Origin of the sequence: Nostoc sp. UCD121 (assembly GCF_014222285.1) — a bacterium.
Lineage (GTDB): Bacteria > Cyanobacteriota > Cyanobacteriia > Cyanobacteriales > Nostocaceae > Nostoc.
In genome coordinates this window covers 39,196-56,222 of record NZ_JACKZS010000015.1, presented here as the reverse complement: position 1 = coordinate 56,222, position 17,027 = coordinate 39,196, and the positions used below count along the sequence as shown (strand labels likewise).

At 41.7% G+C, this 17,027-nt stretch carries 14 protein-coding genes; 10 read left to right on the top strand and 4 right to left on the bottom strand.

Annotation, left to right across the window (positions count from 1 at the left end):
• Window position 1 precedes the first annotated feature (1 nt).
• From GNF10_RS05605 to GNF10_RS05590, 4 genes are all read left to right on the top strand, one after another.
• Window positions 2–1,183 (top strand): glycosyltransferase family 4 protein, encoded by a 1,182-nt coding sequence (locus GNF10_RS05605; protein WP_185584994.1) that lies wholly within the window; start codon window positions 2–4, stop codon window positions 1,181–1,183.
• Window positions 1,184–3,019 (top strand): ABC transporter ATP-binding protein, encoded by a 1,836-nt coding sequence (locus tag GNF10_RS05600; RefSeq protein ID WP_185584993.1) that lies wholly within the window; start codon window positions 1,184–1,186, stop codon window positions 3,017–3,019.
• 86 nt (window positions 3,020–3,105) lie between these two features.
• Window positions 3,106–4,113, top strand: a complete 1,008-nt coding sequence (locus GNF10_RS05595; protein ID WP_185584992.1) for a phosphotransferase family protein — start codon at window positions 3,106–3,108, stop codon at window positions 4,111–4,113.
• Window positions 4,114–4,204: 91 nt separating this feature from the next.
• Complete coding sequence (locus tag GNF10_RS05590; RefSeq protein WP_260446279.1) at window positions 4,205–5,542, top strand: iron uptake porin; 1,338 nt, start codon at window positions 4,205–4,207, stop codon at window positions 5,540–5,542.
• A 104-nt stretch (window positions 5,543–5,646) separates the two neighbouring features.
• Here the strand turns inward: GNF10_RS05590 and GNF10_RS05585 are convergent, their stop codons facing one another.
• On the bottom strand, window positions 5,647–6,918 hold the full coding sequence (locus GNF10_RS05585) for a glycosyltransferase family 4 protein (protein ID WP_185586206.1): 1,272 nt from the start codon (window positions 6,916–6,918) through the stop codon (window positions 5,647–5,649).
• 286 nt (window positions 6,919–7,204) lie between these two features.
• On the opposite strand from GNF10_RS05585, the gene GNF10_RS05580 reads away from it, so the two are divergent.
• The 6 genes from GNF10_RS05580 to GNF10_RS05555 all read left to right on the top strand — a co-directional run bounded on the left by GNF10_RS05580 (window position 7,205) and on the right by GNF10_RS05555 (window position 14,071).
• Complete coding sequence (locus tag GNF10_RS05580) at window positions 7,205–8,446, top strand: DNA cytosine methyltransferase (protein ID WP_185582064.1); 1,242 nt, start codon at window positions 7,205–7,207, stop codon at window positions 8,444–8,446.
• 107 nt (window positions 8,447–8,553) lie between these two features.
• The gene (gene deoC, locus GNF10_RS05575) at window positions 8,554–9,234 is read left to right on the top strand and encodes a deoxyribose-phosphate aldolase (RefSeq protein ID WP_185581217.1); all 681 of its coding nucleotides are present in this window, start codon (window positions 8,554–8,556) and stop codon (window positions 9,232–9,234) included.
• A gap of 252 nt (window positions 9,235–9,486) precedes the next feature.
• A complete protein-coding gene (recO, locus tag GNF10_RS05570) occupies window positions 9,487–10,398 on the top strand; it encodes a DNA repair protein RecO (protein WP_185581216.1) in 912 nt (303 codons plus the stop codon).
• On the top strand, window positions 10,385–12,022 hold the full coding sequence (locus GNF10_RS05565) for an MFS transporter (protein WP_185581218.1): 1,638 nt from the start codon (window positions 10,385–10,387) through the stop codon (window positions 12,020–12,022). The genes recO and GNF10_RS05565 overlap by 14 nt, the downstream gene beginning before the upstream one ends.
• Before the next feature lie 354 nt (window positions 12,023–12,376).
• Entirely contained in the window at window positions 12,377–13,525 is a 1,149-nt protein-coding gene (locus GNF10_RS05560; protein ID WP_185581215.1) for a glycosyltransferase family 4 protein, read from the top strand.
• Between the two features lie 150 nt (window positions 13,526–13,675).
• Window positions 13,676–14,071 (top strand): hypothetical protein, encoded by a 396-nt coding sequence (locus GNF10_RS05555; protein WP_185581214.1) that lies wholly within the window; start codon window positions 13,676–13,678, stop codon window positions 14,069–14,071.
• Window positions 14,072–14,088: 17 nt separating this feature from the next.
• Here the strand turns inward: GNF10_RS05555 and GNF10_RS05550 are convergent, their stop codons facing one another.
• From GNF10_RS05550 to gpmI, 3 genes are all read right to left on the bottom strand, one after another.
• Window positions 14,089–14,904, bottom strand: coding sequence for a peptidase (locus tag GNF10_RS05550; protein WP_185581213.1), 816 nt, complete (start codon window positions 14,902–14,904; stop codon window positions 14,089–14,091).
• A gap of 10 nt (window positions 14,905–14,914) precedes the next feature.
• Complete coding sequence (gene secG, locus GNF10_RS05545) at window positions 14,915–15,148, bottom strand: preprotein translocase subunit SecG (RefSeq protein WP_094328436.1); 234 nt, start codon at window positions 15,146–15,148, stop codon at window positions 14,915–14,917.
• A gap of 113 nt (window positions 15,149–15,261) precedes the next feature.
• Window positions 15,262–16,860 (bottom strand): 2,3-bisphosphoglycerate-independent phosphoglycerate mutase, encoded by a 1,599-nt coding sequence (gene gpmI, locus GNF10_RS05540; protein ID WP_185581212.1) that lies wholly within the window; start codon window positions 16,858–16,860, stop codon window positions 15,262–15,264.
• Window positions 16,861–17,027: the final 167 nt, after the last annotated feature.

Sequence of the window (17,027 nt, the reverse complement as noted above, 5' to 3'; positions counted from 1 at the left end):
GGTGCGAATTGCTTATATTTGTGCCGATCCAGGAATTCCTGTATTTGGGCAAAAAGGATGCTCTATTCATGTCCAAGAAGTAATTCGAGCATTGCAACGGCAAAATATCCAAGTTGAATTGTTTGCCACTCGCATTGGTGGAAAGCCACCCGCAGATTTAACTAATGTTTTAGTTCATCAACTTCCAGCCATCCCAAAACTAGAACGCGCTGTGCGGGAGCAAGCCGCCTTATCGATTAATCCCGATTTGCGTTTAGATTTGGAGAGGTTTGGCCCATTTGACCTAATTTATGAGCGTTACTCCCTTTGGAGTTATAGCGCAATGGAATTTGCCCAAGCAATGGGAATTCCCGGATTATTAGAGGTCAATTCACCTCTGATTGCAGAACAGGCAAAACATCGCGGCTTGATTGATTACCACAGCGCTGAACAGGTTGCCAATCGGGTTTTCCAAGCGGCTACAGCACTAATTGCTGTTTCATCTGAAGTGAAAATTTACTTAATGAAGTATGTCAAAAATAGCAAAATTCATGTTATACCAAATGGTGTAAATCCCGATCGCTTCTCTACTTTTAATCGTGTATTTTCAACACAACCAGAAACTTTTACAGTGGGATTTGTCGGCACATTGAAACCGTGGCATGGATTGCCAATTCTCACAGCAGCTTTTGCTCAACTGCATCAAAAAGTTCTTAATGCCAAACTTTTGATTGTTGGCGATGGCCCCGAACGGGAAAATCTCGAAGCCGAATTATTGGCACGAGGATTACACGCTCATGCTCAATTCACCGGAGCGGTGAATCCTGATGAAATTCCGAAATTATTATCAGTAATGGATGTTGCTGTTGCACCATATCCGGCTGAATCCGATTTTTACTTTTCACCGTTGAAAGTTTATGAATATATGGCGGCTGGTTTGCCAGTAGTTGTTAGTGGTATTGGGCAATTGCTTGAGCTAATTGACACAGGGGTGAATGGGATTCTTTGCCCACCAGGTGATGCGATCGCCTTAGCAGAGGCATTAGAAATATTGTGGCGATCGCCTACTTTGCGCCATTCTTTAGGACAAGCGGCGCGGAAAACAGTCATAAAACATCACACTTGGGAAGCGATCGCGCAACAGATTTTGCATATAGCTGGATTAGCTACCCCGCCTCAATTCCAAGTGGAGGTGAGACGATAAATGGGACGTTCAAAGCCACAGAAAAAAGCTATTCCCGGTTTATGGGGAGTATTACGCTATTTCTGGCCTTACATTCACAAACAGTATGGACTACTTTTAATTTCTGCGATCGCTCTGGTTGCGGATGTCGGACTACGGGTGCTGGAACCGTGGCCCCTAAAGTTTGTCTTTGATTACGTTCTAATTCGAGGCGATCGGCCTACCAATATCCCATTAATTGATCGCCTGGAGCCAGTTACATTACTGACAGTTTCAGCAGTTACAGTCCTTGTCATTACCGGATTACGCGCACTTGCGGCCTATTGGAGTACCGTTGGATTAGCAACAGTAGGTAGCCGAGTCATGACTGAGGTGCGTAATCATCTCTATTGTCATCTTCAAGATTTGTCCTTGAGTTACCACACCAAAGCTCGTAGCGGCGATTTAATTATTCGTGTAAGTAGCGATGCTAGCCGTCTGCAAGAAATTATGATCACGGCAGCATTACCACTGGTAGGGAGCATTCTTACACTGTTTGGCATGATTAGCGTGATGCTTTGGATAAATCGCAGCCTCACCCTACTGGCACTGCTCACCTTACCGTTGTTTGCATTAGTCACAAATCGGCTGAGTCAGCGAATTCGAGAGTCTTCATTAAAGCAACGCAAACAAGAAGGGGCTGTGGCGGCGACGGCGGCTGAGTCAATTGCTGCCATAAAATTGGTCAAAGCCCTTTCACTACAAGATGCCTTTGCGCGAGTTTTTTCTCAACAAAATCACCGTAGCCTTAAGGAGAGCGTCAAAACCCAACGCCTTGCAGCTCATCTCGAACGAACCGTTGATGTTGTAATTGCACTTGGAACAGCAATTGTTTTATGGTATGGCTCTTGGCTGGCATTGCGAAATGCACTGACACCGGGTGATGTGCTGGTATTTCTCACCTATCTCAAAAATGCCTTTAAGCCAGTTCAGAACTTTGCTAAGTACACCGGAAGACTCGCTAAAGCTGCTGCCTCTGGTGAGCGAATTTTAGATGTATTATCACAGCAACCTGATGTCCGAGATTTGCCGGATGCAATACCGGCTCCAATTTTCCGAGGTGAGGTTTGTTTTGATCGCGTTCACTTTGCCTATGAACCAGGACAAGTTCTGCTGGAAGATATTAATTTGACGATTCAACCAGGGCAGCAAGTAGCGATCGTTGGTACATCAGGTGGTGGTAAATCTACTTTAGTAAGTCTATTATTACGACTTTATGACCCAACGATGGGTCAAATCAGGATTGATGGACGGGATATCCGCGAGTACACATTAGAATCATTGCGCCCACAAATTAGTGTAGTTTTGCAAGATAGTCTCTTATTTGCCGCTACCATTCGAGAAAATATTGCCTACGGCATTGCCGGCGTGTCAGATGCGGAAATTGAAGCAGCCACTCGTCTAGCTAATGCTGATGATTTCATCCAAGCTTTACCCCAAGGATACAACACACTTGTGGGAGAACGAGGTGCAACCCTTTCAGGTGGACAACGCCAACGAATTGCGATCGCCCGTGCTGCTATTCGTCAAGCTCCAATTTTGATTTTAGATGAACCCACGACTGGGCTAGATCAAGGCAACGAGAAAGCGATCGTTGATGCTCTACAACGCCTCTCACAAAACCGCACCACCTTCTTAATTACTCACGATCTGTATCTTGCAACTCGCGCAGATATAATTCTTTACATAGAAAATGGGCAGGTGCTAGAACAAGGCACTCATCAGGAATTAATGCAACAGAATGGTCGCTATGCGGCATTGTATCAAATGCAGACTGCAATCCGAACTGAGGAAAAGCCAAATCCTTTGGTGACATAATCCTACGATGCTGCATATTTACAAGTTGATTTTCTCACGCAGAAGCGTAGAGACGATAAGAGTTTTTAGATTTACACCCAATAAATATGACTGTTTTCGTCAGCGATCGCTTTAACAGTGTAACCGATCCTAAAATGCCATTTTTGTCAGCAGCGCTTGATCCATTGGAAGTACAACAACGGTTCACTCAGTACTTGCCAATCGTTCAAAATGCTCAACTGCAAAAAATTCAAGTCATCCGTCACAAACCAGGGCGGCGTTGTTTGATTGAATATGAATTGCTCAATAATCACGGGCAAACCATTACCCTAATTAGCAAAATCCGAGCTAAAGGAACAGACTTTAATAGTTATGAATTACAAAAATCCTTGTGGCAAAAAGGATTTGCAGATGATAGTGCTGATGGAATTTCAGTACCGCAACCTGTAGGAATAATCCCCGAATGGCAGATGTGGTTGCAGCGAAAAGTTCAAGGAGCGATCGCTACTCAATTCTTAACTCAAACCAACACCCTTTTCCTTGCAAAACGAATTGCTGAAGTTGCTCATAAACTTCACCAAACTAACATTCCTCCTCGCCGTTCTCATACCATGTCAGACGAACTGCGAATCTTGAATGAAAGGATTCCATTGGTGATGCAACAATATCCAGAATGGAAAAAACGCTTAGAACAAATATTAGAAGCATGTAATCATTTAGGAGAAAATACTCCAGAACTCAAACGCTGTGGCATCCATCGAGATTTTTATCCCGATCAAGTGATTATTAATAGCTCTCGTTTGTATCTCATCGACCTTGATTTATATTGTGAAGGTAATCCGGCGATTGATATCGGTAACTTCATTGGTCATATTAAAGAACACAGCCTTCGCATCCTTGGCAGATCAGAAGCATTAAGCGATTGGGAAACTGCCCTAACTGAAAGATTTATTCAGCTTACAAACGAGGAATTCAAAACTTCAATTGAATCCTACATTACCTTAACATTAGTACGACATATTCATATCAGCACACAATTTTTAGAACGTCGTCCTTTTACAAAAACATTATTAAATCTATGCGAACAGCGCTTACGTATTAGAAGCGTATCATAATTTAGATCCTTATTTATTCTCTACAATAAAAAATACATTTTCTAAATTAGCAATATCAATTGTTTTAATTGATAACTTTCAGGAGAGAGCATTGTTTGGTTCAATGTATTTACGACGATTTCGCTTAATTAGCTTAATTCTCTCATGCAGTTTAATTAGCATAACTCCAGCTAATGCAACACCCATCCCCGACAATTTTAATAATTTAAATGAATATAATGCTGAGAATCATGCATTAAGTAAAATCACATCAGTTTCTGAATTATCGACAGAATTAAAAACCCTTGAAAAACGAGTTACTTTATTAGAAACCAACGTTGCTGCATTAGAAACGCAACAGTTTGCCCCCCATGTTGAACTTGAGGCGGAAGTCATCTTTGCTGTGACTGGATTCGCTGGTGAAAAGAGAGCCAATAGCAGTAAACCAATAAATGAAAATTTAGTATTGAGCGATCGCGTCCGTCTGAGCTTCGTAAGCAGTTTTACTGGAAAAGATAAATTGGAAGTACGCTTACAAGCAAGGAACACACCAGCATTAGAAGATGTGACTGGAACTCAAATGACAAATTTGGGATTTGATGGTGACGATGACAATGAGGTGGAAGTAGATGAGCTAGAGTACAGATTTCCACTAGGCAAACAAACCCGCATGACTTTCTACGGTTTGGGAGGAGGATTAGGCGACTTTGTTCCTAGTGTCAATCCTCTTTTTAGCGGTAGTGGAGACGGATCGATTTCTACATTTGGACGAGAAAATCCCATTCGCCGCCAAGGTAGTGGCGCAGGTATCGGTATTTCTCATAATTTGAATAAAGCTTTGAATTTGTCATTAGGATATATCAGTAGCAATGCAGCTAATTCAGAGAAGGGGATTTTTGCTAGCCCTTACGGAGCGATCGCTCAACTAACCCTCGAACCCACTAAAACAACAGAACTCAGCCTTACCTATATTCACTCTCATAACAATTTGAAGACGGGAACTGGAAGCGAATTAACCAGCGATCCATTTAATGATGAGGCAGATGCGATCGTTGCTAATTCACTTGGTGCAGAAGCTGCTTGGCAACTTAGCCCAGTTATCACTCTCGGTGGTAGAGTTGGTTTTATTCATGCAAAAGCAGAAGATTTACCAACAGATCCCAATGCGTCCATCTTCACATGGGCAGTGCTACTAGCTCTCAGAGATATCGGACGAAAAGGCAGCTTTGCAGGATTTACTGTGGGTCAACCTCCCAAAGTGACTCATAATAGTTTCGGCGATGGCTTCAAAGATAAGGATAGCTCTTTACATCTGGAAGCCTTTTACCACTATCAAGTCACAGATAATCTGGCAATAACTCCAGGACTATTTGTGATTACAAGTCCAGAACATAATGATAGTAATCACAATACTTATGTTGGTACGGTTCGAACAACATTTAGCTTCTAAGTACAGCCCACCATAAAGAGGGTACGAAAATTATGCCCAACAGGAACAGAATCGTAGGGGTTTTGGATTTAGCACTTTGTGCAATCTAACCCCATTGCTGTAGATTAAACTTCTTGTTTTGTAACTCTGGTGGACTGAATTGTTCCACGCTCTGCCATTAATGAGTAACACAATGACTCATACTGATTTAAAGCTTGTTCAAAAGCATAGTTTTCAACGGCATATTTGCGACTTTTATAACCCAGAGTTTTGACTTTTTCGGGGTTTTGGTACAAATCTAAAATTTCCATCGCTAAAGCTTGGGAATCTTCTGGAGGAACGATAACTCCGCCGCCACTTTGCCTGATGGCTCTTGCTGCTGTACCATTCTCTGGTACAGAGGCAACTAAGGCCACTCCACTGGCAAGTAGCACTTGAATTTTTGATGGCATATTGAAGGATACAACATTTTTCTTTTGCACTACTAAACCAACATCGGCAGCTGCCAACATTTGTGGCAAATCTTTGCGGGGTTGAAATGGCAGTAGCAAAACGTTATCTGCGCCGCAGTTTAGACATTCCTGTTGCAATCGCTGTAAACCTTTTGCCTCTCCAACGATCACAAAAACAATATCTGGGATATGGCGCAACACAGAAGCGGCTTTGACAACGCTTTCTAAGCCTTGGGTTAGAGCAATGTTGCCAGAATAAAGTACTACAAATTTGTCATTCAGGTTATGTGCTGCACGGAAAGGGTTATTTTCTTTAGGCAAAGGGCGGATAAAATTTACATCAACCCAGTTGGGAATTTGCACAATTTTGTCAGCTTCTACGCCCTTAGATCGCAAATTGTCCACAAAACCATCGGCAATGACGCTAATTTTACTGGCAGTGTGGTAAGCAAATTTTTCCAATACTGTAAATAACTTTATAAGCCATTTATTTTTCAGTAGACCAACATGAACGGCTGCTTCTGGTAATATATCTTGTAAATTTAAGATCACAGGACAAGCACGTAACCATCCTAAAAGAGCAACTGGCACACAGCTTGGCAAAGATGGCGATGTTGAGAGAATCACGTCTGGCCGCCAACCAAAGAGGGCAGGTACAAAACTAGTGACAACGAAACTAGCATCTAGTAACACCCGATCTAATAAATTGGGTTGTGGACGAATCCAAACGTAACTACGTTGAATTTGAACGCCATTTTTATATTCGTTGAGATACCACTTGCCCCGATATTCCTGATAAATTTGACGCTCAGGGTAGTTGGGCATAGCGGTGATTACACGTACTTGATGCCCACGCTTCACTAGTCCCTCTGCTAATTCAGTCATCAGTGGGGCAATACCAATTGGCTCTGGATAGTAGTTGTAAGAGTAAATTAAAATTCGCATAAAAGTTAATCTGAAGTACCCCGGTTTTTTGTTGAATGACAAATATTTGTCTTCAACATTGTTTAGAGCTTAGAAACTCTTATATTTAATTGTGACTTCAGACTCTTTTTCTGTCAGGGATTTTCCTTAAAGATTAAGTAAACTTAGATATTAAATACTTAGAGGAAGTATGAATTTTTTTACTATTTAAGCAGCCTTCAAATTTTTAACTTTTGATTGGTACGTAAGTATAAACCCTAAGTATTCTGATATTAATTAAGACTGGTTTACAATATTTAGTTATTAAATGAGCGATCGCCCTTGTATTTTCTCCTTTTTTGCTGGTTCGGGATTCCTAGATTTAGGTTTTGAAACTAGCGGTTTTAATATTGTTTACGTCAATGAAATGTTTTCACCATTCATGGCAGCATACCGCTATTCACGCCAGATTCTCAATCTGCCATTGCCAGAATATGGGTATCATCACGGAGAAAGAGGAGATGTAGTCCAACTTCACGAAGGTTTACAAGCACAACACCTTTGCGAGTTAGTAGAAGACTGCCGCAAATCTAATAATATTGTGGGCTTCATTGGTGGCCCTCCCTGTCCTGATTTTTCTATTGGCGGGAAAAATAGAGGAAGATTAGGAGATAATGGCAAGCTTTCCGCTTCTTATGTTGAATTAATTTGCCGCAATCTTCCAGATTTCTTTTTATTTGAGAACGTAAAGGGGTTGTGGAGAACAACAAAGCACCGTTTATTTTTTGAATCGCTCAAGCAAAAACTACTAGAAGCAGGCTATATCTTAACAGAGCGGTTAATTAATGCTATTGAATATGGTGTACCCCAGGATAGAGAAAGAATTATTCTCGTTGGTTTCCGAAATAATTTTATCAAAGAGATAGGAATAAATGTCGGTAGTGAAAAGTTACTTACTGAAAAGTCTTTTCCTTGGAAAAATCATATTTTATATCCTCAAGAAGAGGTTTTTGCTTACCCTTGGCAGAAGTGCGATCCATTCCAAGAAAATTCCATCATGCTTTGTCCTGACGACATCCCTCAAGAATTAACAGTTGAATATTGGTTTAGAAAAAATAATGTTTTGAAGCATCCTAATACTGAAAACTGTTTTAAACCAAGGGCAGGTATCACAAGATTTGCTGCTATTGATGAAGGAGATGATTCTAAAAAGTCTTTCAAGCGTCTTCACAGATGGCGTTACTCTCCGACAGCTTGCTATGGAAATAATGAAGTGCATTTGCATCCCTATAAAATCCGGCGAATATCTGTAGCAGAAGCTTTAGCTATCCAATCTTTACCTGCAAGTTTTGTACTTCCAGAGAATATGTCACTCACTAATATGTTTAAGACTATTGGTAATGGCGTACCCTATTTAGCATCCAATGCGTTAGCTAAAACTATTACTAACTTCTTAGGAATTGGTGTAAAAAATGCTGTTAATATTTCTAACCTTACTAAGCCTAATGTCAACTTAAACACTTACAATAATTCCGCAACATCTACAGAACCAACATCCAAAATAAGTTAGTAGCTTGTTTTCAGGATAAACTCGTAATAAATATGGTTTAATATATATATAAGAAATGTTTTAATTTTTTATAAAGTTTAATAATCAATTACTGGCAGAAGATCACGATGGCAGCAGACTATCCAAATATTGATATTGCGCCATTTATCGACCACGCCCTGTTAACGCCAACGGCTACTCCAGAGCAGGTTCAGCAGTGGTGTGAAGAAGCATATAGATTCAATTTTGCGGCAGTTTGCTTGTACCCCACCTATGTCAAACAAGCTGTCGAACTCCTCCACGGCAAGAATCCCAAGGTGTGTACTGTGATTGGCTTTCCCTCTGGTGCGACAACTTCAGCAGTGAAACTCTATGAGGCTCAAGAAGCGGCGGATAATGGAGCCACTGAGTTGGATGTGGTCATGAACTTGGGCTGGTTGAAAGCTGGTAGAACTGAAGAAGTCCACCGGGAAATTGCCGAAATTTGTGAAGAGACTGGGCAAACTGTCAAGGTAATTTTGGAAACTAACCTGTTGACAGATGCGGAGAAAAAAATAGCTGCTGAAATAGCTATGGAGGCAGGGGCGGCTTTCTTAAAAACTAGTACAGGTTGGAATGGCGGTGCAACAGTAGCAGATGTGCGATTTTTGCAGGAATTGGCAAAAGAAAAAGTGGGAATTAAAGCTGCGGGTGGTATCCGCACTATCAATCAAGCTCTAGACTTAATCGTAGCGGGTGCTACTAGATTAGGCACATCTCGCGGTATCGATTTGATCCGCCAGCGCGATAATCTGGGGAAGGGTGAATAGTCATTTGTTTATCTTCCTAACCTGCGAAAAACTACGGGCACATCTATGCCCTTTGTCCTAACCCAATGACCAATTTTAGATTTTGGATTGAAGGATTGAAGGATTCAAAATTTAAACCTGGTTTCAGAGTAGCTAGTTTCAACTATGGAAAAATCTAAAATCCTTGCATTCCTTTTGTAAGTCCCTACTTTTAGGTATGGCGTTAATCTAAAATCCAAAATCCAAAATTGATTGGCTAATGACTAATGACTAATGAGTAGAACCTACAAAGCAACCGGAATTAATCTTAAAACTCAGGTGCTGGGAGAATCAGATAAAATAGTGACCATTTTGACACCAGAATTCGGTCTGATTCGAGCAGTTGCTCCAGGGGCACGTAAGCACAACTCCAGTTTGGGCGGCAGGAGTGGTATGTTTGTTGTGAATGAATTATTGATCGCCAAAGGGCGATCGCTTGATAAAATTACTCAAGCACAGACGTTAAAAACTTATCCTGGTTTAGCTAAAGATTTAGGAAAATTGGCTGCTAGCCAATATTTAGCAGAAATAGTCCTCTCTCAAGCTTTGAGCGAACAACCCCAAGAAGAACTTTATGAGTTGTTCAATGAACATCTCCATCGTTTAGAAGCATTGTCTAGTACAAATTCTTCTGGTGTTTTGGCTCATCTGGCTCATGGGGTGTTTCACCTTTTAGCCTTAGCAGGAGTAACGCCGCAAGTGCAAGTATGCTGCTTATCTGGGCGCTCCCTCAAGCCAGACTTTACAGACCCCAACTGGCAGATAGGATTTAGCGTCCCTACGGGTGGAACAATTTGCTTGGAAGCTTGGAAACGTTTACGAACAGAGGGAAAGGGGGAGATTAATAACCAATACCCCATTCCCCATATCCCATTGCCCATGCCCCATGCCCAAACAGCCCAAACAGTTGTTGTGCATCGGCAAGAAATACCTTTGATTTCTAGTCGTCTGGGTGCTATGGAACTGGCTTTGCTTCAACATCTGTCACAACCAGAGATAATGCAAATTGATGGTGCTAGAGACCATAACTGGTTATCTGTTGAGCAGATTTTGCGCCAGTATGCTCAGTACCAATTAGGTCGCCCTATTCGCTCTGCTACCTTGATCGATTCTTATTTTGCTGCCAACCATGATGCAACCATCTGATTTGGATAAAAAAATCCTGCCTTTGTCACCAAGCCTCGTTAAAAAACAGAATAGGATATCAGATCCTAACGTTAAGAATCACTTGAGTGCCGTTTCAAAGTGTACACTTAGTCAAATAAATGGACAAGAAATGTCCCCAAAAGACGTTTCTAAAAACAATCAAAATTGCACAGACCAGATCCCAAAAACTGATATTCTAAGTCAATTAGAAAAACAATCTGAGGACAAATTAACTATTGCCCAAGAAAATAAGAACGGGCATTTGCCAGTAGCTGATATCCCAGAAAAAGAACCACCAACATTAAATGGATCTGGTTCTGGTGGAGAAGCTGTTTCAGGAAATATCAAACAGCAGGGATTTTTGCCTGTATTAAAAAACCCTAATTTCCTAGCTCTTTGGGGCGGTCAAGTTTTCTCACAACTAGCAGATAAAGTTTATTTGGTGCTGATGATTGCTTTGATTAATACTCAGTTTCAGGCTAGTAATCAGAGTATTAGTGGTTGGGTGTCAGTATTGATGATGGCTTTTACGATTCCAGCCGTATTATTTGGTTCCGTTGCTGGCGTGTTTGTCGATCGCTGGTCAAAAAAGGCTGTGCTGGTGGCAACGAATATTTGGCGCGGCATCCTGGTTTTGTCAATTCCCTTTCTGCTGTGGTTGACTCATGGCTGGAAACCCATAGGAGTTATGCCCGTAGGTTTTTTGATCATCCTGGGTGTGACTTTTCTAGTTTCCACACTGACACAGTTTTTTGCACCGGCAGAACAGGCAGCAATTCCCTTAGTGGTAGAAGAACAGCATTTACTCTCAGCTAATTCGCTTTATACGACAACGATGATGGCATCGGTGATTGTTGGGTTTGCTGTCGGGGAACCATTATTAGCGATCGCAGATGGAATTTGGTCGCAAATTGGTGGTAGCGGTAGTTTGGGCAAAGAACTTTTAGTTGGTGGTAGTTATGCGATCGCTGGACTAATTTTATTCCTCTTAGCAACTAAGGAAAAACACCACCACCCTGATACAGAATTCCCTCACGTATTCTCTGATTTGCGAGATGGTTTTGCCTATCTCAAAGCAAATCATCGCGTCCGCAATGCTTTGCTTCAGCTAATTATCTTATTTTCTGTCTTTGCAGCATTAACTGTTCTAGCTGTTCGGATGGCAGAAATAATTCCTAATATGAAAGCTTCCCAGTTTGGCTTTTTACTAGCAGCCGGTGGTGTTGGCATTGCTGCGGGAGCAACCATCCTCGGTCAATTTGGTCAACGCTTTTCCTATACCCAACTAAGTCTTTGTGGTTGTATGGGTATGGCAGCATCCCTGATTGGTCTATCAATCTTTACAACCCAACTGTGGCTAGTCCTGTTACTGGTGGCGTTATTAGGTATCTTTGGGGCCCTAGTGGGAATTCCTATGCAAACCGCAATCCAAACAGAAACACCACCAGAAATGCGTGGTAAAGTATTTGGTTTGCAAAACAATGTAATTAATATTGCCCTTTCCTTACCTTTAGCATTAGCTGGTGTCGCAGAAACCTTTTTGGGATTACAGGTAGTTTTTTTGGGATTAGCTGCGATCGTCTTTTTAGGAGGCATCTTAACCTGGTATAACTCACACAAGTAGTTATCAGCTAACAGGAGCTATTATTAATTACTTGTTAAGTAATTAATATTTACTTCAAGATTTTCTGTTCATGGTAAACTATGGTCAGTGAAAATTTATCACATACTTGCGGGATATCAATCTGACATTTAGTCAAAATAAGTTGTTTAAATATCAGAAATTAACAACTTATAAGTAGAATAAATAAAGCCATAAATCCACTGGTTTAATCAGCTTTAAATAAGCTTTTTAAACTAGATCCTTTTGGAAATCTGTAATAACTAAAAAACCAGCAAGTATAGCTAGATAAAATAAAAATCACGAAGGAAACACAAGTAATAGATCAAACCCGCTTTTCTTACAGCTAAATAAAGAATGCGTATAGCCTGGATTGGAAAAAAATCACCCTTTTGCGGCAATGTCACCTACAGTCGAGAAATTACAAATGCCTTGTTAGATAGGGGACATCAAGTTAGCTTTCTTCACTTCGCCCAAGAAGACTCTGAACCTGACAATTGGCCAAACCTTCGAGAGGTTTCCCTCCCTTTTATTTATAAGTCCCAGGTTTATACAATCCCCACTTTTAAAGCGACCAAACTTTTAACGGAGTCGCTGCGAGAAATCAAGCCAGATGTAGTACATGCTTCCTTGACGTTATCTCCTCTAGACTTTTTTCTACCGGAAATCTGTGAGGAACTGAGGTTGCCCCTAGTTGCCACTTTTCACACACCCTTTGCTGGCAAGGGGGCAAAGCTGGTATCGGGAACACAACTTTTGGCTTATCAGCTTTACGCACCTTTTTTAGTTAACTATGATCGCGTGATTGTATTTTCTCAAATTCAGCGAGAATTATTGGCAGGGATGGGTGTAAGGGAAGAAAATATTGCTGTAATTCCCAATGGTGTTGATACCGTTAAGTATTCTCCAGGATTTTCTCAAATCAAAGCAGAATTTAAAGCCGAACGCTTGTTTGTTTACCAAGGTCGAATAGCGCCAGAGAAAAATGTCGAAGCCCTTCTTCGGGCTTGGAAGCAGTCGGCAATGGGGTCTGGTACGAAGTTGCTAATTGTTGGCGATGGCCCTTTAAAGTCTTCCTTAGAGCCGTTTTATGGTTCAGAATACGGCATTATCTGGTTGGGATTTATTGCTGATGAAGACCGACGCATCGAAATTTTGCGGGGCGCAGATGTATTTGTTCTACCTTCATTGGTAGAGGGTTTGTCTCTATCTCTGTTAGAGGGAATGTCATGTGGGTTGGCTTGTTTAGCAACAGATGTGGGTGCAGATGGAGAAGTATTGGAAAAGGGTGCAGGTATAGTTATTAGTACTAAAACCGCGCGATCGCAGTTAAAAACCCTCTTGCCAGTATTGCAAGACCATCCAGAGTTAACAACTTTACTTGGGCAAAAAGCCAGACAGCGTGTATTAGACCGCTATACCCTCAGTAAAAATATTACTCTGCTGGAAGAACTTTATAAAGAAGTTTTAGCGCAGCGACCTCTACCGCTAAGTCGTAGAGCTTAGGGAAAGGGAAGAAGTGCGATCGCACTGTAAATTCTAAGATGCTAATGAGTGCGATCGGGCAACAATGTTAGGCAGTATTGGCTAGTATTCTAGTCATGCAATTATTTGTGATTTATGAATACAGACATCTGACTAAAGAAAGTTAACGAAATGAAGTATGATGCAAGTCAGATAAAGTTGATAAATATCCCTGACTTAGAGCAGCTAGAACATGGAAAGTGCTGCCGAACATACGTCTATTGCTTCACAAATCCATTGCCTGAACCAAACGTTATTGACCAAATTGCAAATAGTTTAGAGAAGAAATTCACCTTTTCAAAGGAAGTATATGAGATTCCTGAAGATGTTGAAATTTGTGCATCTATTTTCATCGAGCGTTTACAAGATAACGAAGCCAGAGTCCGTGTTTTGACAGATCAACCAGAAGAAGATTGCGTTTACATCTTTGGGATATACACTCTGCCACGCAAAATTGAGGAAAGGTTTGGAATTGTACAGTCAATTCAGGGAGAACAGCGAGAGGCTTGGATTACTGACAGACGGTAGGGTATATTACCTATCGATCAATTAATCTTTGAATTATCCACTAAAGACCATCCTAAACTGGTTGGCTGTTCATAAACCCGTTTTAGAGTATTTACATCTCTGGGAGAAATAGGCGGCGGGTTACGAACTTGAGAAAAGTATAGAGCATCAGTTTGTAGCGGACTATGACCCCAAATTCCCAGTGCATGACCGAATTCGTGGCGCGTAGCTGCAATGAGATACTCACCTGTTTGAGTAGGATTTAGCAAGATGGTGAAGCGGTGAGATAAAATTTTGTTGTTGGTGTATAACTCGTAAGTAGTTTGTGCCGATCGCGCACGAGGTTTATTACTACCAGGGGAAATTTGTAGAGGTGGCGCTTTTTGCACAATGGTAATATCAGCACTTTCTGCCTGTTCTACTATTGCCAAAGGCAAATAATTACTCCATTCTTTTACACCCTGCAAGACACCATTAATCCATACTTGAGCTTGTTTTTCGTTAACGTATTCTGGTGGTTCTACGTAAACTCGAATGGGAAATTGTGACCAGATTAAATAACCAACTTGGGTTGTTGTGACTTGTGAAAAGTAGTCACCACTGTTAGTGCTATCTTGCCACTGTGCGAGTGTGGGCGGTAAGGGATGGGGTTTTGGGATGGGTGAGGTGGAGAGAGAGATTACTGAGCCTGAATATACATATTTTGGTATTATTGTAAACCCATAACTCGAATGAAGATTAATACAAACGAGCAACAGCCCTGTGCCAATAAATAAGGCAAGAGCTGTAATTAACCGTTGTGAGATTAAATTTATTAGGATGTGAAGTATTTGGTGTTGGGTTTTTTTCCCCATTGACCTATCCTTATTTAGGCAGCCAACCAGCACTTAAAACCACTGTTAAACCGAGAAAAATTACTGTCAATGCCCAAGTAATTCGATTTAAGGTGTTTTCTGCACTTTTGGTACTGCTAAATAGCTGGGCTTGTCCACCAATGGCTCCAATACCATCACCTTTGGGGCTATGTAGTAAAACTAAGATAATCAAACCAGTGGCGGAAAACGCCCAAATGCCTTGCACGATATTAGTAACTGTCATGGTAGGAATCTCATTTATAACAATTTTTCAAAAAACAGAATTCAGAATTCAGAATTCTGAATTCAAAAGTTAGGAGTTTGCTAAAAACTCCTAACTCAGGACTGAGGACTCTTTTACAGCCCTACTTGCACAGGGGTGCGAGTGCGTTGCAGTTCATAATCTGCTGTTTTCAGCAGCGATCGCCCTGTCATTTCTGGTGGTTGAGGCAGCTGTAAAATCTCTAGAATTGTGGGGGCAATGTCGGATAGCTTGCCATCGCTTCGCAGTTCGACATTTGTACCATATCCAGGGATTTTGACTTTCTCGCCTTCTACCAATATAAAGGGGACTGGGTTAGTGGTGTGGGCTGTCCAGGGATTACCCCCCTCATCTAGCATATACTCAGCGTTGCCGTGATCGGCAGTAATAATTGTTGTACCACCGACTTTGATAACGCTCTCTAACAAGCGTCCCAAACAGCGATCGACTATTTCAATTGCTGTAATGGTAGCGTCGATTTGACCAGTATGCCCTACCATGTCTGGATTGGCATAGTTAATCACAACTAGGGAATATATACCCTTTTGAATCGCAGCGATCGCTACATCTGTAACTGCTGCTGCTGACATCGCTGGGGCATGATCGTAAGTCGCTACCATCGGGCTGCTTACCAGTTCCCGATCTTCTCCAGCAAAAGGCTCCTCCAGACCACCATTAAAGAAATAGGTGACGTGGGCATATTTTTCTGTTTCGGCGGTGCGGAACTGATTCAGACCATGATTGGCTATGACTTCTCCCAGAATATTACTGAGATTCTGCGGCTCAAAGGCTACAGCCACGGGTAAGTCTGAATCATACTGTGTAAACGTGACAAAAGACAGTGGTGTGATTTGCTGTCTTTCAAAACCATTAAAAGTGGGACTGATCAAAGCTTGAGTCAGTTGTCTGGAGCGATCGGGGCGGAAGTTGAAAAATATCACCCCATCACCTGGTTCTATTGCACCGGGTGCAATTCGGATGGGGTTGATAAATTCATCTTTTACCCCTTCGGCGTAAGATTCTTGCAAGATTTCCACAGCCGTGCGATTATCACCTGTACCATCTTGGGTCATCACGTCGTAGGCGCGTTTTACCCGATCCCAGCGATGATCGCGATCCATCGCGTAGTAGCGACCGCTGAGGGTGACTATGCGCCCAATTCCTGTGCGGTCTATATAATTTTGCAGCAGTGTGATTGCTCTTACACCGTCAGTTGGGGCGGTATCACGACCATCGGTAATGGCGTGGATACAAACTTCTGGAATTCGCTGGTCTTTAGCTAAGTCAAGTAGTCCGAATAGATGGGTGATATGCGAATGTACCCCTCCCTCAGAACAAAGCCCGACTAGATGCAGCTTGCTATTCCGAGAGCGAACTTCCTGGCAAATTTTGACGAGTGCTGGGTTTAAGGCAATAGAACCGTCTTCGACCGCATCAGAGATGCGTACCAGTTCTTGCGGTACAACTCGCCCAGCACCAATGTTCAAATGACCTACTTCCGAGTTGCCCATTTGACCTTCTGGCAACCCTACGGCTTTTCCTGATGTGCGGATGAGGGTATGAGGGTAAGCTGCCCATAAACTTTCCACAATGGGAGTTTTAGCAGCAACAATAGCGTTTCCTCGCTTTTCCTCGCAGTAGCCCCATCCGTCTAAAATGACTAGCACCACAGGAGCAACAGGTGCTTTGGTCATAGTAAAATTGCCCTTTACTTTTTGTAATACCCGAATGATACCACTGCTAAACCACGCCGCAAGTGAATTTTTGCTTATTAATTTCTTTTATGAAAGACTTGCAGTTTTTTGAATGATTTTTTAAAATTTAACAATTTTTATGTAACGTCGGTTATTGCTAATAACAA

Bases quoted from the DNA above. Each gene is read 5' to 3' on its own strand.
- deoC (WP_185581217.1), top strand. From the start codon at position 8,554: ATGGCAGCAGACTATCCAAATATTGATATTGCGCCATTTATCGACCAC.
- GNF10_RS05580 (WP_185582064.1), top strand. From the start codon at position 7,205: ATGAGCGATCGCCCTTGTATTTTCTCCTTTTTTGCTGGTTCGGGATTC.
- GNF10_RS05600 (WP_185584993.1), top strand. From the start codon at position 1,184: ATGGGACGTTCAAAGCCACAGAAAAAAGCTATTCCCGGTTTATGGGGA.
- GNF10_RS05565 (WP_185581218.1), top strand. From the start codon at position 10,385: ATGCAACCATCTGATTTGGATAAAAAAATCCTGCCTTTGTCACCAAGC.
- GNF10_RS05555 (WP_185581214.1), top strand. From the start codon at position 13,676: ATGAAGTATGATGCAAGTCAGATAAAGTTGATAAATATCCCTGACTTA.
- GNF10_RS05550 (WP_185581213.1), bottom strand. From the start codon at position 14,904: ATGGGGAAAAAAACCCAACACCAAATACTTCACATCCTAATAAATTTA.
- gpmI (WP_185581212.1), bottom strand. From the start codon at position 16,860: ATGACCAAAGCACCTGTTGCTCCTGTGGTGCTAGTCATTTTAGACGGA.
- secG (WP_094328436.1), bottom strand. From the start codon at position 15,148: ATGACAGTTACTAATATCGTGCAAGGCATTTGGGCGTTTTCCGCCACT.
- GNF10_RS05560 (WP_185581215.1), top strand. From the start codon at position 12,377: ATGCGTATAGCCTGGATTGGAAAAAAATCACCCTTTTGCGGCAATGTC.
- GNF10_RS05585 (WP_185586206.1), bottom strand. From the start codon at position 6,918: ATGCGAATTTTAATTTACTCTTACAACTACTATCCAGAGCCAATTGGT.
- recO (WP_185581216.1), top strand. From the start codon at position 9,487: ATGAGTAGAACCTACAAAGCAACCGGAATTAATCTTAAAACTCAGGTG.
- GNF10_RS05595 (WP_185584992.1), top strand. From the start codon at position 3,106: ATGACTGTTTTCGTCAGCGATCGCTTTAACAGTGTAACCGATCCTAAA.